Source organism: Duganella kummerowiae, from assembly GCF_053572355.1.
In genome coordinates this window covers 156,909-179,902 of record NZ_JBKFEH010000021.1, presented here as the reverse complement: position 1 = coordinate 179,902, position 22,994 = coordinate 156,909, and the positions used below count along the sequence as shown (strand labels likewise).

Below are 22,994 nucleotides of genomic sequence, written 5' to 3'. Positions count from 1 at the left end.
ATCACAGTCCTTTCAGGTGGGGGAAATAAGAGGAGATCCAGGCATAGGCCAGGACGTCGACCTGCAAATACATGGCGATGGCGCTGACCACCACCAGCAAACCGAAGGCGCGCTGCAGGCCGGCAGCATGGCGGGCGATGGCGCGCACCTTGCCTGTGGCGGCCTGGCCGCCATAGATAATGCCCAGCATGGGCACGGCCGCGCCGATGGCGTACAGCGCCAGCAGCAGGGCCGACCAGGCCGGGTCCTGGGCCTTGACCACCAGCACCAGGATGGAAGCCAGCACCGGCCCGGCGCACGGGGTCCAGACCGCGCCCAGCGACATGCCGAGCACGAAGCCGCCGCCGTTGCCCTCGCCAGGCGTGCGCAGGGCCAGGCCGAAGCCGTATTGCTGCAGCCGCGCCACCAGCCAGTCATAAGGCGCGGGCCACAGGCGCAGCAGGCCGGACACTGCCAGCAGCGCGATGGCGGCGTTGCGCAGCGCATCCTGGGCCACGTGCACGGCGCTGGACACTGCCCCCAGCAGCATGGCGATGCCGGTGAAGGTGACGATGAAGCCGGCCACGATGAACAGCGGACGTCGCGGGGCCTGGCGCTGCACGGCGCTGCCCAGCAAAATGGGCATGACGGGCAGCACACAGGGCGAAGCGATGGTAAGGGCGCCGGCCAGCAGGGCCAGCGGCGTGTCTATCAATTGGTGCATGATGGCGGCTCCGGGTGGGTTGAACATGGTGCTATTGGACCGCCGCCACGTATCCCGGCTGTGTCAGCCGCCCCCCGGTTGATGCAATGTAGTGTGTATGGGTACGGTGCAGACACACTGGGATACAAATCCCCTGCCCGAATCCCGGTATCATCCGCGCATGGAAGACACCGACCACATACTGATCGTCGACGACGACCGCGGCATCCGCGAGCTGCTGGCCGCCTACCTGGAAAAGAACGGCATGTCCGTGACCCTGGCCGCCAACGGCCGCCAGATGCGCGCCGCGCTGGAGCAGCGCGAGCCGGACCTGATCGTGCTGGACCTGATGCTGCCCGGCGAGGATGGCCTCACCCTGTGCCGCGAACTGCGGTCCGGCAAATACAACACGGTGCCGGTGCTGATGCTGACCGCGCGCGACGAGGAAGCCGACCGCATCCTGGGCCTGGAGATGGGCGCCGACGATTATTTGTCCAAGCCCTTCGCCACGCGCGAGCTGCTGGCCCGCATTCGCGCCGTGCTGCGGCGCGCGCGCATGGTGCCGCGTAACATGCAGCTGACCGAGGCGGCGCGCCTGCTGGCCTTTGGCGACTGGCGCCTGGATACCACGGAACGCCACCTGCTGGACGCCGACGGCACCATGGTGGCCCTGAGCGGCGCCGAATACCGGCTGCTGCGGGTCTTCCTCGACCATCCGCAGCGGGTGCTGACGCGCGACCAGCTGCTGACCCTGACCCAGGGCCGCAACGCCGACCAGTTCGACCGCTCCATCGACCTGCTGGTGTCGCGATTGCGCCAGCGTCTGCGCGACACGGCGCGCGAACCGCGCTACATCAAGACCCTGCGCAGCGAGGGCTATGTGTTTTCCTCGGCCGTGACCCTGCTGGACGGCGCGCCATGACAGCCCTGCTGCCGCGCACCCTGTTCGCGCGCCTGGCGCTGATCCTGTGCCTGGGGCTGGCGGCGGCGCAGGCGCTGTCCTTCTGGCTCACCATGGCCGAGCGCAACCAGGCGCAAATCAATCTCATGATGGGCTATATCGAAAGGGAAGTGGCGACCTCGGTGGCCCTGCTGGACCGCCTGCCGGCCGGCGAGCGGGCGGCCTGGCTGCCACGTCTGGCGCGGCGCAGCTACGAATTCGTGCTAGGTCCCGGCGTGGGTGGCGCGGCGCCGGACGCCGCCCTGTCGGCCCGGGTCAACGCCGCCATCGGCGACGGCCTGGGGCGCGACTACATGCTGAGCGCCAACGCGGTGCCGGGCCAGCGCGAACGCTTCCAGGTCCACCTCAGGCTGAGCGACGGCGCGCCGCTTACCATCGATGTGCGTCCCATGCCCAGTTTGCCGATGGCGCAATGGCTGACGCCCCTGCTGCTGCTGCAACTGGCCGTGCTGGGCGGCTGCTGCTGGCTGGCGGTGCGCCTGGCCACGGCGCCGCTGCACCAGCTGGCGGCCGCCGCCGACGCCCTGGGACCGGACATGAAGGCGCGGCGCCTGCCCGAGGATGGCCCGTCCGAAGTGGCGCGCGCGGCGCGCGCCTTCAACGCCATGCAAGACCGGATTGCCGCCTACACGGCCGAACGGATCCAGATCCTGGCCGCCATCTCGCACGATTTGCAGACGCCGATCACGCGCATGCGCCTGCGCGTGGACTCATTGGAGGACGCGGCCCAGCAGGACAAGCTGCAGCAGGACCTGCGCGAGATGCAAAGCCTGGTCAAGGAAGGCGTGGCCTATGCGCGCACCCTGAATGGGGTGGCCGAGGCGCCGGTACGCATCGATCCGGACGCCCTGTTCGACAGCCTGGTATGCGACTACACGGACGCCGGCCAGGACGTGGTGCTGCGCGGCAGCGTGGGAGCGCCGCTGGTGGCGCGGCCGCAGGCGCTCAGGCGGGTGGTGGCCAACCTGGTCGACAACGCGCTGAAGTTCGGCGGCGCGGCAGAGATCGAACTGGCGCGCGCCGAGGATGGCGGCGTCACGGTGGCGGTGCTGGACCGTGGCCCCGGCATCCCGGAGGAAGCGCTGGAAGGCGTGTTCCAGCCCTACGTGCGGCTGGAAACCTCGCGCAACCGCCACACCGGCGGCACCGGCCTGGGCCTGGCCATCGCCCGCCAACTGACGCTGGCCATGAATGCCAGCCTGACCCTGCACCCCCGCCCCGGCGGCGGGCTGGAGGCCCGCTTAAGCCTGCGCCGCGATGAACTTCCCGGCTGATGCCGCTGTCTGAACAAAGTTAGCAGTGGGGGAACTTATGTCTGAAAAGCCGACTTTCTTGCAGCTTTGCCTGGCGAACGCAGCGAGGCCTGATTCCATTGATGATTTTGTCGGACGCTGGCATGACGGGCTTGCTGGACAACCGTTGTCCCTGCAGGCGTTTCTCGGACTCGACAACGAGGAGTACGAAATCTGGATGCGTGACGCGCATGCCATCCACGGTATAGTCGAGGCGCGGCGCCAGCAGCGCCCGCTTGCCGAGTTCACCGAGGACTTCTACTCCGCGATGCGATGACCCGGAGCCTGGCGGCCCCGGGGTCTTGCATCAGGAGCGGGCGAAGGCCAGCAAGTCGGCGTTGAAACGCTCCTTGTGGGTGTCGGTCAGGCCGTGCGGGGCGCCGGGGTAGACGATCAGCCTGGCATTTTTCACGATCTTCGCGGAAGCTTTGCCGGCGGCATCGATGGGCACGATCTGGTCGTCGTCGCCGTGGATGATCAGGGTCGGCTTGTCGAATTTTTTCAAATCCTCGCGGAAGTCGGTTTCGGAAAACGCCTTGATCGAGTCATAGGTGTTTTTATGGCCGCCCTGCATGCCCTGCGACCACCACGATTGCACCAGGCCCTGCGATTTTTTGGCGCCGGGCCGGTTGAAGCCGTAGAACGGGCCCGAGGCGATATCCAGGTACAGCTGCGAGCGGTCGGCCAGCGAGCCGGCGCGGATGCCGTCGAACACCTCGATCGGCAGGCCGCCCGGGTTGTCGGCGGTTTTCAGCATCAGCGGCGGCACGGCCGAGATCAGGCCCAGCTTGGCGATGCGCCTGGTGCCGTGGCGGCCCACGTAGCGCGCCACCTCGCCGCCGCCGGTGGAAAAACCGGCCAGGATGATGTTGTTCAGGTCCAGCGCTTCGATCAGCTGCGCCAGGTCGTCGGCATAGTGGTCCATGTCGTTGCCGTCCCAGGGCTGGCTGGAGCGGCCATGGCCGCGGCGGTCGTGGGTGATGACCCGGAAGCCATTATTGGCCAGGTGGAACGCGGCCGATTCCCAGCTGTCCGAGCTCAGCGGCCAGCCATGGCTGAGCACCACCGGCTGGCCGGTTCTCGGACCCCAGTCCTTGTAATAGATGACCACGCCGTCGCGGGTGGTGATGGTGTTGGCGCTGCGCTGCACCGGCTGGCTGGCTGGCGCGGCCTGGGCTGCACCGCTGATCGCAACGGTGGGCAGGGCTGCCAGGGCGGCGACGGCGCTGCCCATCAGGGCGGAGCGGCGCGACAGGTTCACGGTGTTATTGGTGTCGTTGGTGTTGTTCATGATGCTATTCCTTTGGTCTGATCTGGGGGTCAGCCACGCTGTGCTACAGTCGCTGGCTGCGTTGCGATGGAATGCATCTTAGGCCTCTCCAGCGCATTGCGGAACGGACAACACTGCAAGCCCGCCTTGCAACTTTGCACAGCCCTCCCATGCCCACAAGCAACGATTTCGACTGGAACGACATTCCCCTGATCCTGGCCCTGGCGCGCAGCGGCAACATGAGCGCCACCGCGCGCCAGCTGGGCGTGGACGCCTCCACCATCAGCCGCCGCGTCGCGGCCGCCGAGAAAGCCCTCAAGCTGCGCCTGTTCATCCGCGACAACACCGGCTACCGCGCCACCGAGGCCGGCCAGGTGTTCGTACAGCACGGCGAGGTGGTGTATGGCAATGTGCAGAGCATGCTGCAAGCCTCGGCCCAGGAAGCGGCCGGCACGGCCGGGCCGGTGCGCCTGACCTCGATCGACTTCCTGTTCGACTACTGGCTGCTGGAGCACGTGCCGGCCCTGCACGCCGAGTACCCGCATCTGCAGCTGACCCTGCAGGCCGAGAACCAGATCCTGTCCTTCACCCGGCGCGAGGCCGATCTCGCCCTACGCCTGGGCAAGCCGGGCGAGGACGCCGCCCTGGTCATGCGCAAGCTGGGCGACATGGGCTTCGCCGTGTACGGCAATGGACGCTATGCGGACGTGCCGCGCGAGTGCTGGGGCGCCCAGCCCTGGATCACCTACGACGACACGCTGTCGTCCACGCCCGAGATGCAGTGGGTGGCCAGGCTGGAGCCGCAGCCGCGCCAGGTACTGCGCGTAAACAGCCTGACCACCATGGTGCGCGCCTGCCGTGCCGGGGCCGGGATCTGCCTGCTGCCCTGCATCGTGGGCACGCAGGAAGGGCTGCACCGCTTGTCCGGCGTCGAGGTGCGGCGCGATATCTGGCTGGTCAGCCACCGCGACGCCGGCTCCATTGCCCGCTTCAAGACCGTCTCCGCCTGGCTCACCACGATCTACGCCGCCAACCACGACCTCCTCTGCGGCGACTGAGCGGCTTCACACCGCTCAAATGCATTCTGATCCGTCAAAAACGCAGTTCATCGCATCCCCGTGGCTGGCCACGGGGGCCTTGTCTATAGTTCACTCAACGCAAGGAACTAACCACCCACAAGGAGCTCAAAATGAACATCGCAAAAAACATGGAAGCCATCTTCGTCAGCGCCCTGGTCGTGATCGGCGCCACCACCTTCGCCACCGCCGCCGTGCCTGACCAAGTGCAAGCAACGGCCGCAGTGAAAGCCGACACGGCCTATGCCGGCAGCATGCCGGTGGTGACCGTGACCGCCAAGCGCCTGACCGCCGAACAAAAAGCCGCACTGGGCAACTAAGCCAACCCGCACACGGAGCGCGACATGAACAAGATGATGCAGGCAGCGATGTTGGCCACGGTACTGTGCAGCGGCGCGAACGCCGCGCTGGCCGGCGAGATCACCAGCGAGAGCCGCAGCGTCGATGCGCGCACCGTGAAAGTGGACGTGGACGGCGTGATCAACCTGAACGTGCGCCAGGGCGCGGCCGCCAGCCTGGTGCTGACCGGTGACAGCGACGAGCTGCGCGACGTGGTGATCGAGCAGCGCGGCGATACCCTGCACATCGGCAGCCGCGAGCAGAAGCACTCCTTCAGCTTCGGCAACAGGAAGAAGGCCCTGCGCGCCGAGCTGGTGCTGCCGCAGCTGAACGCCCTGACTTCCGGCGGCGTGGGCAGCACGGAAGTGCGCGGCTTCAATGGCGACAAACTGCGCCTGGCCCTGGAAGGCGCCGGCGCCGTCAAGCTGGATGCCCAATACCGCAACCTCGACGTGCGCCTCGGCGGCCTGGGCAGCATGACCGTCAACGGCGGCAGCAGCGAACGCGTCGACCTCGACCTGCAGGGCGCGGGACGGATAGAAATCAGCGGCGACTCGCGCGCCCTGCGCGCCAACCTCGGCGGCCTGGGCAGCCTGGAAGCGCAGCGCATGCGCGCCGACCTGGTGGACGTGAACATGAGCGGCCTCGGTTCCGCCACGCTCTACGCGAAGAATTCAGCCAGCCTCGTACTCACCGGCCTCGGTTCCGCCACCGTGTATGGCAAGCCGGCCAGCCGCAGCGCCAGCGCGCGCGGCCTGGGCAGTGTGAGCTGGCAGTAAGGGGACGTTTTCAAAGTGAGCGTGGCTAGGCGCAGCTCCGAAGACAGTGCGCCTGCACGGCGAGGAGCTGCAACGACGCCATGGTCATTTTGAAACGTCCTCCAAGGAATGTCCGCGCAGCCCGGTAGCGGGTGCGCGGCAAACGCAAACACATGGGTGTGTTTTTACCGTCCGAGACCCCTCGGACGGTTTTTTTATTTGCGCATGTCGTGGCCAAGCACCACCCTCACATCGGCCACGCGGTAGTCATCGCGCGCCACGGTGCGCACCACCTTGAGGCTGCGCGCCAGCAGCTGCGCCGCTTCCTGCTGACGCGGCCCGTATTCGATGCGGCTGCGCGGCTCCGTGTACGGCCGCAGGTTGGACAGCCGCACCGTTTTCCACGGCCCGCCAGCGAGTTCGCGCCCCAGGCGCGCCGCCATGCCGGTCACGCCGTTACCGTTGCTGATCTCCAGCCGCAGCGCCGGCGGCGCCGCATCTCTCATCACTGACTGCGGGACGGGCTGCAGCGAAGGCTGTGACCCCGGCAGCGGCGCGGGCTCCTGCGCATAGCGCAGCTCCACCATGGCGGCGCCGATGCGGCGCAGTTCGATGCGCGGCGCGGCGGATGGCGCGGCCTGCGGTCCTTCCGCTGCGGTCTGCCCGGCCGGCAACGTGGCCAGCGGTGCTTGCGCTGCCTCCTGCCCGCGGCGGGCCGCGGCCAGCAAGGCCAGGTCGCGCCGCAGGTCGTGGCTGCGCAGCGTGTCGGCCTGGCGCGCCATGGCGGCGGCGCGATCCAGTTCCCCACCCTCGCGCAGGGCGGCCGCCAGGGCGTCCCAGGCTTGCGGGTCCAGCGGGCTGTCCAGGCAGGCCCGCTCCAGCGCCATGGTGCGGCCCGGCGGCACAGGGGCAGGCGCGGGGCTGACGCAGGAGGCCAGCAGCGCCGCTCCCGCCAGGTATGTGGGCATGCGCATGGCGCTCTCCTAATGTGCGCCGGCCATGGCCGGCAGCAGCACGCGGTGGATCTGGATCCCGGCCGGCCCCAGCAGGGTCAGCATCAGGGTCGGGAAAATGCAGAAAATCAGCGGGAACAGCAGCTTGAGGGCGATCTTGGCGGCGGCCTCCTCGGCCATCAGGGTGCGCTTGGTGCGCAGGTTGTCGGAATGGACGCGCAGCGAATCGCCCATGCTGGTTCCGAAGCGCTCCGACTGTATCAGCATGGCCACCAGGGTGTCGACATCCTCCACTCCGCTGCGCAGCGCCAGGTTGCGCAGCGCGCGCTCCTTGGAAAAGCCGGCCCGCATTTCCATCAGCACCAGCTGCAGCTCCTGCGCCAGGGCCAGGCTCTTGATGTGGATTTCGCCGGCTACCTTGGCCAGCGCGCGCTCCAGGCTCAGGCCCGCCTCGACGCATACGGTCAGCAAGTCCAGGGCGTCGGGAAAATTCTCGAATATCTCGCGCTGGCGCCAGCGCACGGTGCGCGCCAGGACCATATTCGGCAGGTAGTAGCCGCCTGCCGCCGCCACCAGCAGGACCAGCAGCAGGCCATTGTCCAGCATGCCCTCCAGCGCCCGCGCCCCGACCAGCGCGGCCAGCGCCGGCAGCAGCAGGGCCAGCACCGACTTGGCCGCGAAGTACAGGGTGGCCGCATTGGCGCCGCGCCAGCCGGCATTCATGAAGCGGGTGCGCAGCGGCGAGCGCTCCCAGCCCTCCTCCGGCAGCGACAGCCGGGTGAAAGGCTGGGCCGCCCGCGCCACTCTCTCCACCCAGCCGCCGTCCGCGCCGGGCGCCGGCGCCTCGTCCGCCACCACCTGCAGCCGTTCACGCACCGGGGCCGGCGCAAACAGCAGGATGGCCAGCAGGGCGACGCCGGCCACCACCAGGAACACGATCGCCAGGAAGGCCAGCTGTGACATGTCCATGCCATCCCCCCTCACACGCGGATGCGGATCACGGCCCGCATCCAGGCCACGCCCACCAGGCTGGCGCCGGCGGCGTACCACATCAGCCGCACCCCGGCCGGATCGGTCCACAGCACGCTGATGTACTGCGGATTGGTGAGCGACATGACCAGCATCACGGCCAGCGGCAGCAGGCTAAGTATCCAGGCCGACATGCGGCCCTCGGCCGACAGCACCCGCACCTGGCCCAGCAGCTTGAGGCGGGCCCGTATCAGCCGCCCTATGCTGCCCATCACCTCGGCCAGGTTGCCGCCCGATTCGCGCTGTATCAGCACGGCGATCACCAGGTAGCGCAAATCGGTCAGCGGCACCCGCTGCGCCAGGTTGTGCAGCGCCTCGGCCATGGGCACGCCGTAGTTGATTTCCTCGTAGGCAAAGCGGAATTCGGCGGCCATGGGATCGGGCAGCTCCTCGCCCACCATCTGCAGCACGTTGGCGAACGAGTGGCCGGCGCGCAGCGCGCGTTCCAGGAAGTCGGCCGCTTCCGGCAACTGCTGTTCCAGGCGCCCCAGGCGCGCCGCGCGCTGGCGCAGCAGCACCACGGCCGGCAGCAGGATGCAGCCGCACAGGGCGGCCAGGGCGGCCGGACGTGGCATGCCCAGCAGCGGCGGCAGCAGCAGCCCGGCCAGGCCCAGCGCCAGCGTCCAGCCCAGGAATTGCGCCACCGACCAGCGCACCCCGGCCTGCTGCAGCAGGCGGTCCAGCAGCGCCAGGCGCGGCGCCCGCCGCAGCCAGCGCTCCAGGGCCGGGCTGTCCGCATAGCGGCGCTGCTTGAGGATGCCGCGCTCCATGCCCCGCTCGCCGCCACCCTCGCCGCGCGCCGACATCAGTCGCAAACGGCGCGCGATGCGGCGCGCACCGCCGCCGTGGCTGGCCGACCACCACAGCCAGGCCCCCTCCACCAGCAGGATCACGGCCGCGAACAGCAGCACGGCGAAGGCCGGGAAGATCATGTCCATGCGCCCTCCTATTCGTACACCCGGTCCGGGTCGAACAGCGCGTCCGGCACCGGCACCCCATACATGCGCAGCCGCTCGGCAAAGCGCGGCCGCACCCCGGTGGCGTGGTAGCGGCCCTGCACCGCGCCGCCGGCCGCCACCCCGGTCTGCTCGTAGCGGAAGATCTCGTGCATGGCGATCACCTCGCCCTCCATGCCGGTGATCTCCTGCATGCTGACCAGCTTGCGGGCGCCGTCGGTCAGCCGCGATACCTGCATCACCACCGTCACGGCCGAGCAGATCTGCTGGCGCACCGCCCGTGGGGTCAGGTTGACGCCCGCCATGCCGACCATGTTCTCCAGCCGCGCCAGGGCGTCGCGCGGGGTGTTGGAGTGGATGGTGGCCAGCGAGCCCTCGTGGCCGGTGTTCATGGCCTGCAGCATGTCGAGCGCCTCGGCCCCGCGTACCTCGCCCAGGATGATGCGGTCGGGCCGCATGCGCAGCGCGTTGCGCACCAGCGAGCGCTGGTTGACTTCGCCCTTGCCCTCGATGTTCGGGGGACGCGTCTCCAGCCGCACCACGTGCGGCTGGCGCATCTGCAGCTCGGCAGCGTCCTCGATGGTGACGATACGCTCGGAGGACGGAATGAAGCCGGACAGCACGTTGAGCAGGGTGGTCTTGCCACTGCCGGTGCCGCCCGAGATCAGGATGTTGACCTTGGCCTGGCCCAGCGCCTCCAGCACCTTGACCATGGGCGGGGCCAGGCTTTTGTACCGCAGCATGTCGGCCACCGTCAGCGGATGGCTGGAGAAGCGCCGTATCGACAGGATGGGGCCATCCACCGCCAGCGGCGGGATGATGGCGTTCACCCGCGAACCATCCGGCAGGCGCGCGTCCACCATGGGGCTGGACTCGTCCACCCGCCGCCCCACGCGCGAGACGATCTTCTCGATGATCTTCATCAGGTGGGCGTTGTCGTGGAAGGTCACAGGGGTCAGCTCGAGCCGCCCGCACCGTTCCACGTACACCTGGCTGGCGGTGTTGACCAGGATGTCGGACACGCCGCCGTCGGCCAGCAGCGGCTCCAGCGGGCCGAAGCCCAGCATCTCATGCTGGATGTCGAGCACCAGGTTGTGGCGCTCGTGCTGGTTGAGCACGATGCGCTCGTCCTCGATGATGCGCTGTACCAGCAGCGCCAGTTCGTGCTTGAACTGCTCCGGCGTGAGGCGCTTCAAGCGCTCCAGGTCGATGCGGTCCAGGATGGTCTGGTGCATGCTCTTTTTCAGATGCTGGTAGGCGCTGGCGGCCAGGCCCGGGGCTTCGCCCCGGACGCCGCCCTCGCTGCGGCCGTCGTCGGCCAGGGCCAGGCGTTCGCGTAAGCTCATGGTTTTCTCCTCATCTCGGTTTCCCGCCCGAACAGGCGGTCGAACAGCCCCTTGCTCTCGGCCACGCGGCGCGCCGTGACCAGTTCCACCAGCTCGGCCAGGCTGCGCGCCACCGGGCTGGCGCGCGACAGCTGCAGCACCGGCACCCCCTGGTTGACCGAGTCGGTGGCGGCCAGGTAATCGTTCGGCACCGTGTGCACCACGTCGGCGCCCAGCGCCTGCTCCAGGTCCGCCAGGCGCAGCTTGCCGCCCTTCTCGTAGCGGTTGACGATCAGGCGCACCCGTTCGGCCGGGTAGCCGAGCGAGCGGAAGATGTCCAGCAGGCGGCGGCCGTCGCGGATGTCGGGCAGGGCCAGCTGCAGCACCGGATGGATGGCGTCGGCATGGTCGAGCGCGCGCAGCGACAGCGCGTCGATCTGGCGTCCCACGTCCAGCACCACGTAGTCGTAGTGCTGGCGCGCCACGCGCAGGATGGCGTCCATGTGCTCCGGCTTCATGTCCACCGCCCGCTGCGGGTCGTCGGCGGCCGCCAGCACGCCGAAGTTGGACGCCACGTGCACCAGGCAGGAATCGAGGAAGGCGGCGTCCATGCGGCCTATCTGGGCGCAGATGTCGGACAGCGTCATGGCCGGCTTCTGGTCCGACACATACAGGGTAGCGTCGCCGAACTGGCCGTGCAGGTCGATCAGCAGTACCCGCTTTTCCGCCAGCGCGGCCAGGGCGAAGCCGAAGTTGGTGGCCAGGAAGGTGGCGCCGCTGCCGCCCTTGCAGGAGATGAAGGCCAGCACCTTGCCGTCGCGCGCGCGGGTCACGCCGGCGGCCACCTCGATGCGGTCCATGGCCTCGTGGAAGGCGCGGTGCACCAGCGGCAGCGCCAGCACCTCGCGCATGCCGGCGCGCATGGCGCGTATCAGCAGGTCCTGGCGCGGCGCGCGCGCCAGCAGCATCCAGGAGGCGGACGGATAAAGGCGGCCGAGCCGCTCCAGCAATTCGCCCTGCTGGTCGCCGTCCTGGCTGTCGGCGCCGTCCTCGCCGGCGTCCACCAGCACCAGCTGCGGCGCTTCCGGCAGCACCCGTTCGACGGCGTCGCGCAGGCCGGCACGCGAGGCCGCCAGCTGCAGCGGCGGCATACGGGCGGCGCCCTGGGCCGCCAGTTCATCCAGCAGCTGGCGGTCACGGCTTATGATCAGCGCTTTCATGTATGGTCCTTGGAAGGTGGTGGTTCAATCCGGCCGGCCGGCGCGGTAGCCGAGCGACTCGGCCCGCACCACCGTGGTGGCCAGCGGCAGGTACATAAAGGCGGCGCCGTCACGCACGAACAGGCCGCTCGCCAGCGCAAGCAGCGGGCGATAGGCGATGCGCTCGCAGGCCGGGGCAGCCCCGCGTGCGCACAGCCGCGCGCGCACGAAGCGGATGCAGTTGGCGGCATGGGGATCGGCGCCGCAGTTGACCGCGTTGCGGCCCGGACTGTCCGGCAGCGTGGCCATTTCCTGCGGCTGGACGGCGCTGCTGCCCAGCCACAGGTAGTCGATGCGGATCTCGGCCGCCGTGATGGCGCCGCCCAGCGGCAGCACGCCGCTGGAACTGCCCGGCACCGCGGCCTGGCGCAGCGCGTCCAGCGCGGCGCCGTCCGAGAAGTCCATCACCGAGGCGGCGCGAGCGGCGCGCCGCGTCACTTCCTGGGTGCTGTTCCACACATAGGTGGCGCGGAACAGTTCCAGCATGGCGAACATAAACAGCAGGAACACCGGCAGCGCCAGCGCCAGTTCCACCAGCGCCGCGCCGCGCTCGCGCCGCAGCTGCCTGCAGGCCGCCGCTTCAACATGAGCGTGGCGAGGCGCGGCGGCGAAGACAGTGCGCCATGCACGGCGAGACGCCGCAACGACCCCACGGTCTTGTTGAAGCGGCCTGTCAGCGGCCATAGGGCACCGTGCTGGTAATGGTAATGGTATAGCCATCGCTAGCTCCAGTAAGGTAGCTGAGGCCCGGCAAATTGCCGGCGCCTATTACCAGCACCTGGCTGACCGTGACCGTGGCTGGGATCGCGGTGGAGGTGCTACACAGGAGGCTGTCGCACTTGACGGAGGTGGCGTTGCGTCCCGGGATCACCACCAGGTTGGCGTCGACGGCGCTGTCGCGCACGATGCTCTTGACCACTTCCACCGCCGTGTCGCTGGCGTCGTAGGACTTGATTTCCGCCACCGGCAGCGAGGCCAGGTAGCGCGCCGCCGCGTTGACGCTGAGCTGCAGCACGGTGTAGTTGCGGAACATGCCGCCCAGGGCCACGGTCAGCGGCACCACGAAGGCAATGGCCGTCATGATCAGGGCCAGTTCGATGGCGGCGATGCCGCGCTGGCGCGCCGGCTTCATCGCAGCAGCTCCACCGCGCCGCCCAGCGACTGCTCGGCCACGGCGCCGGCGAATTCGGCGATGATGGTGCTGCCAGTGGCCGGCGCCAGCATGAAGAAGCGTCCCACCCCTATCACCCGCGCCTGGGCCACGGCGCCAGCCGCCACCGGACATTGCAGCAAGGGGATATTCAGCATGCGGCGCTCGGCCACCGCGCTGTAGGCCGAGCCCGGCGCCAGGAAATAGGCCGAGGTGGTGCGCTGGTAGGGCGGCACCGTGTACACCGCGCTGGCCGGCTGCGGCGCGCTGTCGGTCGGGTACAGCTTGCTCCAGTCGGCCACCGTGTAGGGCGTGCGCGCCGCGTCCGACTGCAGCGCCGGCCCATAGGTCCAGAGCGGCCCGTAGGAAGCGGCATTGTCGCCGGCCGCCATCGGCGCGCTGCGCTCGGCCACGGTGGCGAGCTGGCCGTCCTGCACGCGCGGGGCGGCGCTGGCGGCCGGAGCCACGCTCATCCAGCTGCCGCTGTGGGTGCGGATGTTGGTGTCGGGCGGCGCCACGCTGTTGCGGCACACCGTGCCCAGGCCCTGGGCAAAACGGGAATTGAGCTGGGGGTACAACGCGAACGGCAGCGTGCCGCGCGCCACGGTGATGTCGGCGCCGCCGATGCGCGCCAGCGGCACGCTGCCGCTGCAGAAGAATGGCGCCAGCACGCTGCTGCCCAGGTTGGCCGCGGCGCCCGGCGCACCCAGGGGATCGAGCGGGTCCAGCAGGAAGTGCTCGGGGCTGGCGCCGGCCCCGTTCAGTTGCAGCAGGTTGTAGGCCACACCGCGCCGGAAGCCGTATTCGACCAGTTCCGGCGCCAGACCGCTGTGGCTGCGCGCGGCGGCGGGCGTGGCCGACAGTGGGCACAGCGCCAACGGCGTGACGCGCAGCTGGCCATGGCCGGCCACGGCCAGGGCCGACAGCTGCAGCGCCTGGCGTCCCGGCAGGATGGCGCGCAGCAGGGTCAGCGCCACCTCGCCGTGGGCGGGGTCCAGCCGCGCGGTGTCGACACGCGCATACAGCAGCCCGTCCGGCGCGGCGGCGGCGGCGGCGGCGCTCCGCCAGGCGCCGGCCGGCGCTCCGGGATCGCTGCCGAAGCTGAGCGCGTCGGGATTCCAGCGCACCCCGGTCGCCATCGCATAGCGGTGCGCGGCGGCCACGGTGGCGGCCTGCGTCACCGCCGCGTTGACGCCCTCGCTGGCGCCGGTCAGGACGCCGGCGGCGGCCAGCGCCACGTCGTCGGCCAGCAGCTGCAGCTCGGCGTTGCGGCTGTAGGCGCGCGCCAGGTCCAGCGCCAGTCCCATGAAGGCCAGCAGCGCCACCAGCATCATGGCGAAGCACACCATCAGGACCCCGCCCTGGCGCGCGCGGGCGAAACCAGCGCACGCCTTCATTTGGCGCTCACGCCGATGGTGAAGGCGGCCGGCGCCGGCGGTTCGGCATAGCTGCGCTGGTAGCGCTGGTAGGCGGCGCGCGCGGCGCGCGCATCGATGCCGCCCCCGGGCGGCGCATGGCCGGCCGCCTCCGGGTCCAGCACCTGGGCCGCCAGCGCGGCGCGCGCGGCCTGGCCGTAATGGCGATCCCAGTGCGGGCTGGTGGCGGCGCAGCCGGACAACAGGGCAGCCAGCAAGGCGGCCGGCAGCACAGGGGGAACGGATCTCATGGCTGTTGCTCCTTGTCTGAGGGGCGGCCTTCCATGCGGCCGCCGAGGAACAGGCCGGCGCGCCCGGGCGTGGTGGTGGCGTCGGTGGGCAGGGCCAGTCCGGGCGGCAGCGGCTTGACCAGGTGCGCCGTGACCACGAACAGCAGTTCACTGCGGTCGTGCTGGAAGTCGGTGCTGCGGAACAGCGCGCCCAGCACCGGCAGCTCACCGAGCAGCGGCATGGCGTGGATGTTGCTGGTCTGGTTGTTCTTCAGCAAGCCGCCGATGGCAAAGCTCTGGCCGTCGTACAGCTGCAGCGTGGTGGCGGCGCGCCGGGTGGTGATCAGGGGCAGCACGGAACCGGCGCCGCCCCCGGAAACCGACAATCCGACGCCCTCGCGCGACAGCTCGGACACCTCGGGCGCCACCCGCAGGTTGATGCGGCCGCCGGCCAGTACGGTGGGCGTGAAGCGCAGGCCGACGCCGTATTCCTTTTCTTCCAGCGTGACCTTGTTGTTGTCCTGCGAGACCGGCACGAAGATCTTGCCGCCGGCCAGGAAGCTGCCCTCCTGGCCGCTGACCGCCATCACGTTGGGTTCGGCCAGGATGCGCAGCAGGCCATCCTGCTTTTCCGCGTTGGCGGTGAGGTGCTTGCCGTCCGTGCGCGCCAGCGACAGCGCGCCGCGCGCGGCGCCGCTCAGGAAGTTCGACAGCAGGGCGCCGGTCCAGCCGCCAAAGCCGAAAGTGATACCGGTGTTGAGCTCCAGCCGCTCCAGCAGGGTCTTGGAGACCTCGGCGATTTTCACCTCCAGCATGACCTGCTGCGGCGCATTCACGTTCATCAGGTTGACCAGGCGCGGGCTGGACGCATTCAGGCTGCTGGCGGCGCCGGCGGCCTGGGCTTCCTCGCCGCCGCGCAGCGACAGCGCGCGCGCCGGGCGTCGCACGAAGGCGGCAGCCAGCTCCATCACACGGTCGGCGGTCTCGCCATCGTCCACGCTGCCGCTCAGCACCAGGGTGTCGGCGGCGGCGCTGACCCGTATGCCCTTCTGCTCCGGCATCAGCTCGGCCAGGGCGGCCTGCAGCGCGGCCGGGTCCAGGCCCACGGTGACCTCGACCACGCTGCACACCCCGCTCCTGCCCTGCACGATCATGTTGGTGCTGCCGATGTCGGCCGCCGCCACGTACAGGGTATCGGGCGCCACCAGCATGGTCTGCAGCACGGCCGGGTTGCCGACGCTGCGGTTCTGCACCGGCTCGGGCAGGCGCACCATGGTCGATTTGCCCAGCGCCAGGGTGAGCGCGCCGGGTAGCCCGGCCTGGGCCGCGCAGCTCAGCGCGGGACCATCCGCCGCGCCCCGGGAGGACGGCGAAGGCTGGCCGGGCCGTGACTGCGCGGTGGCGGCCTGGGGAGCGGTGGCGGCCTGGGTGGCGGCCCCGGTGGGCGGCGCGGCGACCAGGGCCAGGGCCAGGCCGGCGCCCAGGACGGCGGCCGGCATGGGGATGGTGATACCAGGCGGGATACGGGTAGCCATGGCCGGCCTCACAGGCATTCGCGCGCGCTGCGCATGCCGTCGATCACGCCGCTGCACTGGCGCGGCGGGGCGGCGGCGGCCTGCACCCGGTGCGGGACCGGCTGCGGCGCGACTGCAGCGGTGGCAGCGGGCGGCGCCGCCGCCTCCGCCATCCCCAGCAGGCTGGCCTTGGTGGCGCCGGACGTGGTGCCGGGGCGCGGGTCGATCTGGTTGCGCAGCGCCAGCGACAGGCTGCCGACGCCGCGCGCCAGGTCCAGCTGCTCGGCCTGGGACGGGGTCACCTCCAGCGTGACGGCGTTCACCACGCGCGGCCGGGTCTCGTCGCGGCTGACCTCCTGCGCCACCGCCAGCACCAGGATGCGCTCCAGCACGATCTTGGAGATGGCCTGGCCGCTGCCCTCGGCCTGGGTGTGGACGATGATGTCCACATAGTTGCCGGGCAGGGCGAAACCGGCCACGCCGACCACGTCGTTCACGCGCACCGTGATGGCGCGCCGGCCGTCCGCGATCAGGGCCGACAGTCCGCCCAGGGTGCCCACCGGGGCCAGCTTGGATTCCGTCAGCGGCTCGCCGCGCAGCACGCTGGTGCGCAGCACCCGTCCGGCCAGGCGGGCCGGGTCGGACCCGGCGCCGCGCGGCAGGCTGTCGGCCGGCCATTCGGCCAGCTTGAGCATGTCGGGCCCCAGGCGCTGGCCCAGGCTGACGTCGGCCGCCGCCACCACGATGCGGCTGGCCGGCGGCGGTCCACGGTGCAGCAGCCAGCGCGAGGCCAGCAGCACGGCGCCCAGCCCCAGCACCACGGCCAGCGCCATCATCAGCAATGCGCGCCGGTTCTTCATGCCAGGCTCCCCGCCAGCCGGTCCGGATGGGGCGCGGCGCCGGCGTACATGCTGATCCAGGCCTGCTCCACGGCCGCCACCGTCATGCGCGGTGGCTGGCCCGCGTAGCCGGCGAAATCGGCGATGCGGCCCAGGATCTCGCGCGGGGTGCTGACCAGCAGCGGCTGGCCGCTGCCGCCGTGCAGCTCGGCCACCAGGTGGCGCAGCGCGCCCTCGTCGCAAGCGATACCGGCCGCGCGGCACTGCAGGCGGAACAGGCCGCGGTACTCGGCCTCGCCCAGCGCCCCCAGGCCGACCCGGTAGCCCAGGCGGCGCAGCGCGGCCGCGTCCAGCAGGTCCTCCGGGGCGGCGCTGGTGGCCAGCACCAGCTGCAGCCGGAACGGCAGCTCCACCTTGTTGCCGCCGCCGTGCGGCGCCAGCTGGTCCAGGCCCTGCTCACAGGCCAGCGCCAGGCGCTGCAGCAGGGCGGCGGCGCCGATGCGCTGGCGTCCCAGGTCGTCGATCACCAGCATGCCGTTGTTGGCCTTGAGCTGGGGCGGCGCCTGGTAGCAGCCGGCCGCCGCATCGGGACGCAGTTCCAGGGTGGCCGCCTCCAGTTCGGCGCCCAGCAGCACCAGCGGGCGGCGGCACAGGGCCCAGCGGGTGTCGCTGCTGCGCCGCTCCAGCACCGCGCGCGCCTGCTGCTCCTGGCGCGGCATGGGCGGCAGGTGCACGGCGGCGTCATGCACCTGGATGATGTCGCGCCCCGCCACCAGGGCGTAGGGCACCGCCACCAGGCCCTGCAGCAAGCCGCCCAGCTTGCGCGCCAGCGTGCTTTTGCCGCTGCCGGGCGCGCCGTGCAGCAGCAGCGGCCGGCCCGAGTGCAGGGCCGCGCCCAGGCGCCCCTGCAGCGCGGCCGGCAGGAAGTCGTCGGCCAGTTCCTCGGACAGTTCATCGGCCGTGGGCGGACGCAGCTGGCCGGCCTGGCGCTCGACGGCGGCGCGGTACAGCTCCAGCGGCACCGGCGCCGGCCCCACGTAGGGGTTGCGCTCCAGCCAGGCGGCGGCGCGCTCCTTGCCGGCCACGGTCAGCTGGTACTGCACGTCGAGGTCGGACTCGCCGCGCCAGCTGACCTCGGCGAGCTGCTCGGCCACCATGAAATCGAGCACCTCGCGCAGCACGTTGATGGACAGGCGCAGCTTGCCGGCCAGGATGGGCAGATGGGTCTTGCCGCCCAGGTACATGGCCTTGGCCAGCAACTCCAGCACCAGCTGGTGTTCCAGCCCCGTCTCGCGCAGGCTGCGCGCCTGGGGCGGCAGCAGCGGCGCTTCCGCCACGGGTGGCGGCGACACATCCAGTTCCAGCATGGCAGGCTCCCGGTTTGTTACACTGAGGAATCATTCTAGGCTGCCGTTTCCGATGGGATATTGAGCAACAGCAAAAGATGACGTCAGGCGCGGCGCCAGGCCAGCTCCAGGAAGGTGCCGGCCGCAATCGCCAGGCCATAGGGCATGCTGCCCGCCGAGCTGCCTTCTTCCAGCGCCAGCGGCGCCAGCGGCACGCCCAGCAGACGCCACCACAGCGGCCGGCACAGCACCCTCAGGTTGCGCATGCCCTGGCGCCAGCGGCCGGTCGCGGCCAGCATGGCCAACGCCATCAGGCCGCCCACCATCCAGGTCAGCATGGCGATGCGCAGGGCGCCGCCCGGGCCCGCGAACGCGCCCACCATGGCCATCAGCTTGACGTCGCCTGCGGCCATGCCGCGCCCGGCGTACAAAGGCAGGAATAAAAAAAAGCCGGCCAGGGCGCCGGCCAGCCAGTACCCGGCCGCGCCCCAGCGCGGTTCGGCCACCAGGTGCAGCGCCAGGGCCAGCAGCAGACCACCCAGCACCAGCACATTGGGGATCTTGCGCACCGCCAGGTCGGTCACGGCCGCCTGGGCGACCAGCAGTATCAACAGCAGTTCGATGGCGTTCATGTCTTGATCGCAAGGAAATGCCCGCCGCCGGCTGCGGCGGCGGGCAGCGCCATCACGGCGTGGCCGGCGGATTGATGGTGTCCGCGATGTCTTTGAAGGCGCTTTGCAGCGCCGGGCCCAGCAGTTTGAAGGCGGCCGCGATGGCGGCCGCCATGACGGCCGCGATCAGGCCATACTCGATCGCGGTAATGCCCCGCTCGTCGCGGGCGAAACGTTTTGCAGCACTCAGCAAGGTACTCATCATCGGCTCCCAAAGTGTGTGGACAGGATCTGGCGCCAGCAAAACATTGCCTTGCATCACTTCAGCACCATTGCAGGCAACTATACGGGCAGCCGTCAGCCATCGAGTTGACATGACGCAAGCTTTCCACATGGAACTATTTCTATGATGATGGCAGAGGCTGTGGCGGTAGTTGTGGCGGTAATTCGCGCGATTTTCGGCAAGAATGGCATTTTTGAACTTAACCGAATTGCCTTACTTGCAAAAAGCAATTATCCTGTTCAGCTGCCCTTTGGAAGGCCCTGCAATCCCAGCAATGTGCGCCTGCCGACACGCCTCTCCGGCGCCAGGAACGGGCGCAACACGACAGCAGTGTGACTATCTTCCAGAGAAGGCTATGGATTCGCTACTGAAACACATGGTGGACATGACCGGCCACCGGGACCACTCGATGCTGGACCTCTCGGTGATCGCGGCGGTACAGGAATTGGCGCGCGCGCGCCGGGTGCGGGTATGGACCCTGGCCAGCGTGGGCGGCCGGCTGTTCCTGCGGCCGCGCGCGATTGCCGAGGCCGGGCAGCAGGCGCGCATGGAACCGGCCGACACGGCGGGCCCGGACCAGGCCATCGCCGCCTATCCGGCCCTGGCGGCCTGCCTGGCACGCCGAGAGACCAGCGCCGACATCGCCGACGCGGACGGCATGCGCACCCTGTGGCTGCCGATCTGGATGGGCGAGAAGGCCGACACCTGCCTGGAAATCGTCCATCCCGCGCCCTACAGCAGCGACACCATGCACCTGATCGCCGCCATCGTCAGCGTCTACCGCAACTTCCAGAACCTGCTGGACTACAGCGAACGCGATTCGCTCACCGGCCTGCTGAACCGCAAGACCTTCGACGACCAGCTGGCCAAGATGCTGGCCGCCGGCAGCGCGCGCGACGCGGCCCTGCCTGGCGTGGCGGAGCGGCGCAGCCCGCGCGAGCAGGAGCAGCAATGGCTGGCGGTGGTGGACGTGGACCACTTCAAGCACGTCAACGACCGCTTCGGCCACCTGTACGGCGACGAGGTGCTGATCCTGATCGCCAACCTGCTGACCTCATCGTTCCGGGCCCAGGACCGCGTGTTCCGCTTCGGCGGCGAGGAATTCGTGGTGCTGCTGCGCTCCTCCACCCTGGCCGACGCCAGCAAGACCATAGAGCGCTTCCGAGCCAACGTGGCGGCGCACACCTTCCCGCAGGTGGGCAAGGTGACGGTCAGCGTGGGCTATGTCAGCATCCGCCCCTACGAGGCGCCGGTGGTGGTGCTGGGGCGGGCCGACCAGGCCCTGTACTACGCCAAGAGCCACGGCCGCAACCTGGCCTGCCACTACGACCAGCTGGTGGGCGACGGCCTGCTGCAGACCGTGGCCTCCAACGACACGGTCGAATTCTTCTAGAAGAAGCTGTTCCAGAATGACCATGGCGTCGTTGCGTCTCGCCATGCTGATCCTGGAACAGCTTCTAGGCCAGGGAAATGAAGCGCAGCGGGTCCACCTGCCACTTCTCGGGCGATTCATGGCCGACGATGCGATCGCCGCCGCCAAAGCCCAGGCCGCGCGCCAGGTCCACCAGTTCCGGCTTGATGTAGTGCTTCTGGCGCGTGTGGAAGAACACATGCACCTTGGGCGCCAGCAGGTTGGTCTCGTGGGCTTCGACCACCACCCCCAGCCGTCCCGATTCCAGCAGCACCAGGGTGCCGACCGGGTAGATGCCCACGCAGCGCATGAATTCCTGCACCAGCTGCGGGTTGAAGTGGGTCTTCATCTCGTGGATCTTGCGCAGCGCGGCGGCCGCCGCCATGCCCTTGTGGTAGCTGCGGTCCGAGGTCAGGGCGTCGTACACGTCGACAATGGCGGCCATCTGCGCCAGCTCGCTGATGGCGCCCGTGTCCAGCCCTTCCGGATAGCCGCTGGCGTCCAGCCGCTCGTGGTGGTGCAAGGTGATGTCCAGCGGGATAGCGCCGATGCCGGGATTCTGGCGCAGGATCTCGTAGCCGTCGCGCGGGTGGCGCCGCACCACTTCCCATTCCTCCGGCGTCAGCGGTCCCGGCTTGTTGAGGATGGCGTCCGGCACCATGGACTTGCCGGTGTCGTGCAGCAGCCCGCCCAGGCCGGCCTGGCGCGTGGTTTCCGCATCCAGGCCGCGCGCGTGGCAGAACGCCACCATCAGCGCGCACACGCTGACCGAATGGAGGAAGGTGTAATCGTCCTTGTTCTTGATGCGCAGCAGGCCCACCAGGGCGCCCTGGTTGCGCAGGATGGATTCGGTCACGCTTTGCACCACCGGCTCGACCTGGTCCAGCTCCACCGCCTTGCCCAGCCGCACATCGCGCATCACCAGCCGCACCAGGGTGGCGGCCTGGTGGCGGATGGCGCGGGCGCGCGCCATTTCCTCGCCGGTGGCCACCCTGGGCACCGGGGGCGGCGTGGCAGCCGCCTGCGCCAGTTCCTGCTCGTTGGCGGCCTCGGCCTCCTGCACGGTGGGGGCGTCCACGTCCAGGCCCCTGCCGGTGTCGATCACCACGGTGGCGATGCGGGCAGCGATGATCTTGCGGATCTCCTCCTCGCTGGCGATCTGGAAGCGGTTGCGCAGGAAGGGGTGGTTCAGCCAATCGGTGCTCAGGTCGTGGACGTACATGCCCACCTTGAGCTGGCCGGAAGGGACTTTCTTGAGCATGGAGACCTGCCTTGAAAGAGGCGCGCCAGCGCGCGCAGTACAATCGAGTATAACAAATAGTTTCTCTACGGACTGCATGGAACTCAGGCAACTACGCTACTTTGTCGCCATTGTCGAACACGGCTCGCTGTCGCGCGCGGCCGGGGTGCTGCACGTGGCGCAGCCAGCCCTGACCGCGCAGCTGCGCCAGCTGGAGCAGGAACTGGGCGCCCAGCTGCTGCACCGCTCGCCGCAGGGCGTGCTGTGCACGGACGCCGGCAAGGTGTTCTACCAGCACGCCCAGGCCATCCTCAAGCAGGTGGCCGACGCCCGCTCGGCCGTGGTGCAGTCGGCCGAGCGCCCGGCCGGCAGCGTCACCCTGGGCTTGCCGCACTCGATCTCCGGCGCGCTGGCCCTGCCGCTGCTGGAGGCCGTGCGGGCCCAATATCCGGAAATCACCCTGCAGCTGACCGAGGAACTGACCGGCAACCTGGCCGAGCAGCTGCGCGCCGGCCGCGTCAACCTGGCCGTGCTGTTCGACGACGGCCAGCTGGGCGCCTTCGACTGCACGCCCCTGGTGGAGGAGGAACTGCGCTTCATCTGCCGCGCCGACGCGGCGCACGGCGCCGGCTCGCAGGACCAGCGCGGCCTGAGCCTGGCCGAAGCGCTGCGGGCGCCGCTGATACTGCCGGGCGCCCCGCACGGGGTGCGCCCGCGCATCGAGCGGGTGGCGCGCGGCGCCGGGCTGGAGGTGGCGGCGCCCATGGAAATCAATTCCATCGCCATCCTCAAATCCGCCATCCTGGCCGGACTGGGCGCCACCATCCTGCCGGCCGCGCCGGTGCTGGCCGAGCTGGCGGCCGGCAGCATGCGCTCCCATCCCATCCACAGCCCGGCCATTTCGCGCACCGTGGTGCTGTGCGCCTCGCGCAACATCCCGCTCACCAATGCGGCCGCCGCCGTGGCGCGCCTGGTGCGCCAGGTCAGCACCAGCCTGTGCGAGACCGGGCAGTGGCTGGGGGCCAGGGTCAGCTAGGTCATCACTTTTTCTGATA

26 protein-coding genes are annotated in these 22,994 nt (G+C 69.7%); 9 read left to right on the top strand and 17 right to left on the bottom strand.

All coding sequences use genetic code 11. The features are described from left to right. Nucleotide 1: 1 nt before the first annotated feature. A complete protein-coding gene (locus tag ACLB1G_RS25450; protein WP_491630058.1) occupies nt 2-703 on the bottom strand; it encodes a cytochrome c biogenesis CcdA family protein in 702 nt (233 codons plus the stop codon). A 160-nt stretch (nt 704-863) separates the two neighbouring features. Between ACLB1G_RS25450 and ACLB1G_RS25445 the strand changes: the two genes are divergently transcribed. From ACLB1G_RS25445 to ACLB1G_RS25435, 3 genes are read left to right on the top strand one after another with little or no spacing between them, the layout of a single operon-like run. Then, nucleotides 864-1,604: a response regulator gene (locus ACLB1G_RS25445; RefSeq protein ID WP_491630057.1), complete on the top strand. Its 741-nt coding sequence runs from the start codon at nt 864-866 to the stop codon at nt 1,602-1,604. Then, complete coding sequence (locus ACLB1G_RS25440; RefSeq protein ID WP_491630056.1) at nt 1,601-2,917, top strand: ATP-binding protein; 1,317 nt, start codon at nt 1,601-1,603, stop codon at nt 2,915-2,917. Before ACLB1G_RS25445 ends, ACLB1G_RS25440 begins: the two co-directional genes overlap by 4 nt. A gap of 37 nt (nt 2,918-2,954) precedes the next feature. Beyond that, nucleotides 2,955-3,212: a hypothetical protein gene (locus ACLB1G_RS25435; protein WP_491630055.1), complete on the top strand. Its 258-nt coding sequence runs from the start codon at nt 2,955-2,957 to the stop codon at nt 3,210-3,212. A 30-nt stretch (nt 3,213-3,242) separates the two neighbouring features. Here ACLB1G_RS25435 and ACLB1G_RS25430 read toward each other — a convergent pair whose 3' ends face one another. Beyond that, a complete protein-coding gene (locus tag ACLB1G_RS25430) occupies nt 3,243-4,226 on the bottom strand; it encodes an alpha/beta fold hydrolase (protein WP_491630054.1) in 984 nt (327 codons plus the stop codon). 149 nt (nt 4,227-4,375) lie between these two features. On the opposite strand from ACLB1G_RS25430, the gene ACLB1G_RS25425 reads away from it, so the two are divergent. From ACLB1G_RS25425 to ACLB1G_RS25415, 3 genes are all read left to right on the top strand, one after another. Continuing rightward, nucleotides 4,376-5,263: a LysR family transcriptional regulator gene (locus ACLB1G_RS25425; protein WP_491630053.1), complete on the top strand. Its 888-nt coding sequence runs from the start codon at nt 4,376-4,378 to the stop codon at nt 5,261-5,263. A gap of 131 nt (nt 5,264-5,394) precedes the next feature. Then, complete coding sequence (locus tag ACLB1G_RS25420; RefSeq protein WP_491630052.1) at nt 5,395-5,601, top strand: hypothetical protein; 207 nt, start codon at nt 5,395-5,397, stop codon at nt 5,599-5,601. Nucleotides 5,602-5,625: 24 nt separating this feature from the next. Further along, nucleotides 5,626-6,399: a GIN domain-containing protein gene (locus ACLB1G_RS25415; RefSeq protein ID WP_491630051.1), complete on the top strand. Its 774-nt coding sequence runs from the start codon at nt 5,626-5,628 to the stop codon at nt 6,397-6,399. A gap of 194 nt (nt 6,400-6,593) precedes the next feature. Here ACLB1G_RS25415 and ACLB1G_RS25410 read toward each other — a convergent pair whose 3' ends face one another. The 14 genes from ACLB1G_RS25410 to ACLB1G_RS25345 all read right to left on the bottom strand — a co-directional run bounded on the left by ACLB1G_RS25410 (nt 6,594) and on the right by ACLB1G_RS25345 (nt 19,381). Continuing rightward, a complete protein-coding gene (locus ACLB1G_RS25410; RefSeq protein ID WP_491630050.1) occupies nt 6,594-7,352 on the bottom strand; it encodes a LytR C-terminal domain-containing protein in 759 nt (252 codons plus the stop codon). A gap of 9 nt (nt 7,353-7,361) precedes the next feature. Then, entirely contained in the window at nt 7,362-8,300 is a 939-nt protein-coding gene (locus ACLB1G_RS25405; protein ID WP_491630049.1) for a type II secretion system F family protein, read from the bottom strand. An 11-nt stretch (nt 8,301-8,311) separates the two neighbouring features. Further along, nucleotides 8,312-9,298, bottom strand: a complete 987-nt coding sequence (locus ACLB1G_RS25400; RefSeq protein WP_491630048.1) for a type II secretion system F family protein — start codon at nt 9,296-9,298, stop codon at nt 8,312-8,314. Nucleotides 9,299-9,306: 8 nt separating this feature from the next. After that, the gene (locus ACLB1G_RS25395) at nt 9,307-10,662 is read right to left on the bottom strand and encodes a TadA family conjugal transfer-associated ATPase (protein WP_491630047.1); all 1,356 of its coding nucleotides are present in this window, start codon (nt 10,660-10,662) and stop codon (nt 9,307-9,309) included. Beyond that, nucleotides 10,659-11,861 carry a CpaE/TadZ family protein gene (locus ACLB1G_RS25390; protein ID WP_491630046.1) on the bottom strand — a complete coding sequence of 401 codons (1,203 nt, stop codon included), beginning with the start codon at nt 11,859-11,861 and terminating at the stop codon, nt 10,659-10,661. The genes ACLB1G_RS25395 and ACLB1G_RS25390 overlap by 4 nt, the downstream gene beginning before the upstream one ends. A 24-nt stretch (nt 11,862-11,885) precedes the next feature. After that, complete coding sequence (locus ACLB1G_RS25385; RefSeq protein WP_491630045.1) at nt 11,886-12,434, bottom strand: TadE/TadG family type IV pilus assembly protein; 549 nt, start codon at nt 12,432-12,434, stop codon at nt 11,886-11,888. A gap of 139 nt (nt 12,435-12,573) precedes the next feature. After that, entirely contained in the window at nt 12,574-13,032 is a 459-nt protein-coding gene (locus ACLB1G_RS25380) for a TadE/TadG family type IV pilus assembly protein (protein ID WP_491630044.1), read from the bottom strand. Next, the gene (locus tag ACLB1G_RS25375; RefSeq protein ID WP_491630043.1) at nt 13,029-14,447 is read right to left on the bottom strand and encodes a pilus assembly protein TadG-related protein; all 1,419 of its coding nucleotides are present in this window, start codon (nt 14,445-14,447) and stop codon (nt 13,029-13,031) included. Before ACLB1G_RS25375 ends, ACLB1G_RS25380 begins: the two co-directional genes overlap by 4 nt. Further along, nucleotides 14,444-14,716: a hypothetical protein gene (locus ACLB1G_RS25370; RefSeq protein ID WP_491630042.1), complete on the bottom strand. Its 273-nt coding sequence runs from the start codon at nt 14,714-14,716 to the stop codon at nt 14,444-14,446. Before ACLB1G_RS25370 ends, ACLB1G_RS25375 begins: the two co-directional genes overlap by 4 nt. Continuing rightward, on the bottom strand, nt 14,713-16,230 hold the full coding sequence (locus tag ACLB1G_RS25365; RefSeq protein ID WP_491630041.1) for a type II and III secretion system protein family protein: 1,518 nt from the start codon (nt 16,228-16,230) through the stop codon (nt 14,713-14,715). The genes ACLB1G_RS25370 and ACLB1G_RS25365 overlap by 4 nt, the downstream gene beginning before the upstream one ends. A gap of 8 nt (nt 16,231-16,238) precedes the next feature. Continuing rightward, nucleotides 16,239-17,069: a Flp pilus assembly protein CpaB gene (cpaB, locus tag ACLB1G_RS25360; protein ID WP_491630040.1), complete on the bottom strand. Its 831-nt coding sequence runs from the start codon at nt 17,067-17,069 to the stop codon at nt 16,239-16,241. Further along, a complete protein-coding gene (locus ACLB1G_RS25355) occupies nt 17,066-18,415 on the bottom strand; it encodes an ATP-binding protein (protein WP_491630039.1) in 1,350 nt (449 codons plus the stop codon). The genes cpaB and ACLB1G_RS25355 overlap by 4 nt, the downstream gene beginning before the upstream one ends. Before the next feature lie 83 nt (nt 18,416-18,498). Continuing rightward, the gene (locus ACLB1G_RS25350) at nt 18,499-19,026 is read right to left on the bottom strand and encodes an A24 family peptidase (RefSeq protein WP_491630038.1); all 528 of its coding nucleotides are present in this window, start codon (nt 19,024-19,026) and stop codon (nt 18,499-18,501) included. 52 nt (nt 19,027-19,078) lie between these two features. Next, entirely contained in the window at nt 19,079-19,381 is a 303-nt protein-coding gene (locus ACLB1G_RS25345; RefSeq protein WP_491630037.1) for a Flp family type IVb pilin, read from the bottom strand. A gap of 30 nt (nt 19,382-19,411) precedes the next feature. On the opposite strand from ACLB1G_RS25345, the gene ACLB1G_RS25340 reads away from it, so the two are divergent. Then, a complete protein-coding gene (locus ACLB1G_RS25340; protein ID WP_491630036.1) occupies nt 19,412-19,624 on the top strand; it encodes a hypothetical protein in 213 nt (70 codons plus the stop codon). A 19-nt stretch (nt 19,625-19,643) separates the two neighbouring features. Continuing rightward, nucleotides 19,644-20,681: a GGDEF domain-containing protein gene (locus ACLB1G_RS25335; RefSeq protein ID WP_491630035.1), complete on the top strand. Its 1,038-nt coding sequence runs from the start codon at nt 19,644-19,646 to the stop codon at nt 20,679-20,681. Nucleotides 20,682-20,745: 64 nt separating this feature from the next. On the opposite strand, the gene ACLB1G_RS25330 is transcribed toward ACLB1G_RS25335, so the two are convergent. Further along, nucleotides 20,746-21,960 (bottom strand): HD-GYP domain-containing protein, encoded by a 1,215-nt coding sequence (locus ACLB1G_RS25330; RefSeq protein ID WP_491630034.1) that lies wholly within the window; start codon nt 21,958-21,960, stop codon nt 20,746-20,748. Nucleotides 21,961-22,036: 76 nt separating this feature from the next. Between ACLB1G_RS25330 and ACLB1G_RS25325 the strand changes: the two genes are divergently transcribed. After that, nucleotides 22,037-22,975, top strand: a complete 939-nt coding sequence (locus tag ACLB1G_RS25325) for a LysR substrate-binding domain-containing protein (protein WP_491630033.1) — start codon at nt 22,037-22,039, stop codon at nt 22,973-22,975. Nucleotides 22,976-22,994: the final 19 nt, after the last annotated feature.

Coding starts and splice junctions, on each gene's coding strand:
- ACLB1G_RS25380 (WP_491630044.1), bottom strand. CDS start 13,032: ATGAAGCCGGCGCGCCAGCGCGGCATCGCCGCCATCGAACTGGCCCTG.
- ACLB1G_RS25345 (WP_491630037.1), bottom strand. CDS start 19,381: ATGTCAACTCGATGGCTGACGGCTGCCCGTATAGTTGCCTGCAATGGT.
- ACLB1G_RS25420 (WP_491630052.1), top strand. CDS start 5,395: ATGAACATCGCAAAAAACATGGAAGCCATCTTCGTCAGCGCCCTGGTC.
- ACLB1G_RS25365 (WP_491630041.1), bottom strand. CDS start 16,230: ATGGCTACCCGTATCCCGCCTGGTATCACCATCCCCATGCCGGCCGCC.
- ACLB1G_RS25435 (WP_491630055.1), top strand. CDS start 2,955: ATGTCTGAAAAGCCGACTTTCTTGCAGCTTTGCCTGGCGAACGCAGCG.
- ACLB1G_RS25430 (WP_491630054.1), bottom strand. CDS start 4,226: ATGAACAACACCAACGACACCAATAACACCGTGAACCTGTCGCGCCGC.
- ACLB1G_RS25450 (WP_491630058.1), bottom strand. CDS start 703: ATGCACCAATTGATAGACACGCCGCTGGCCCTGCTGGCCGGCGCCCTT.
- ACLB1G_RS25395 (WP_491630047.1), bottom strand. CDS start 10,662: ATGAGCTTACGCGAACGCCTGGCCCTGGCCGACGACGGCCGCAGCGAG.
- ACLB1G_RS25425 (WP_491630053.1), top strand. CDS start 4,376: ATGCCCACAAGCAACGATTTCGACTGGAACGACATTCCCCTGATCCTG.
- ACLB1G_RS25335 (WP_491630035.1), top strand. CDS start 19,644: ATGGATTCGCTACTGAAACACATGGTGGACATGACCGGCCACCGGGAC.
- ACLB1G_RS25440 (WP_491630056.1), top strand. CDS start 1,601: ATGACAGCCCTGCTGCCGCGCACCCTGTTCGCGCGCCTGGCGCTGATC.
- ACLB1G_RS25375 (WP_491630043.1), bottom strand. CDS start 14,447: ATGAAGGCGTGCGCTGGTTTCGCCCGCGCGCGCCAGGGCGGGGTCCTG.
- ACLB1G_RS25405 (WP_491630049.1), bottom strand. CDS start 8,300: ATGGACATGTCACAGCTGGCCTTCCTGGCGATCGTGTTCCTGGTGGTG.
- ACLB1G_RS25445 (WP_491630057.1), top strand. CDS start 864: ATGGAAGACACCGACCACATACTGATCGTCGACGACGACCGCGGCATC.
- ACLB1G_RS25415 (WP_491630051.1), top strand. CDS start 5,626: ATGAACAAGATGATGCAGGCAGCGATGTTGGCCACGGTACTGTGCAGC.
- ACLB1G_RS25340 (WP_491630036.1), top strand. CDS start 19,412: ATGATGATGGCAGAGGCTGTGGCGGTAGTTGTGGCGGTAATTCGCGCG.
- ACLB1G_RS25330 (WP_491630034.1), bottom strand. CDS start 21,960: ATGCTCAAGAAAGTCCCTTCCGGCCAGCTCAAGGTGGGCATGTACGTC.
- ACLB1G_RS25325 (WP_491630033.1), top strand. CDS start 22,037: ATGGAACTCAGGCAACTACGCTACTTTGTCGCCATTGTCGAACACGGC.
- cpaB (WP_491630040.1), bottom strand. CDS start 17,069: ATGAAGAACCGGCGCGCATTGCTGATGATGGCGCTGGCCGTGGTGCTG.
- ACLB1G_RS25400 (WP_491630048.1), bottom strand. CDS start 9,298: ATGGACATGATCTTCCCGGCCTTCGCCGTGCTGCTGTTCGCGGCCGTG.
- ACLB1G_RS25350 (WP_491630038.1), bottom strand. CDS start 19,026: ATGAACGCCATCGAACTGCTGTTGATACTGCTGGTCGCCCAGGCGGCC.
- ACLB1G_RS25390 (WP_491630046.1), bottom strand. CDS start 11,861: ATGAAAGCGCTGATCATAAGCCGTGACCGCCAGCTGCTGGATGAACTG.
- ACLB1G_RS25355 (WP_491630039.1), bottom strand. CDS start 18,415: ATGCTGGAACTGGATGTGTCGCCGCCACCCGTGGCGGAAGCGCCGCTG.
- ACLB1G_RS25370 (WP_491630042.1), bottom strand. CDS start 14,716: ATGAGATCCGTTCCCCCTGTGCTGCCGGCCGCCTTGCTGGCTGCCCTG.
- ACLB1G_RS25410 (WP_491630050.1), bottom strand. CDS start 7,352: ATGCGCATGCCCACATACCTGGCGGGAGCGGCGCTGCTGGCCTCCTGC.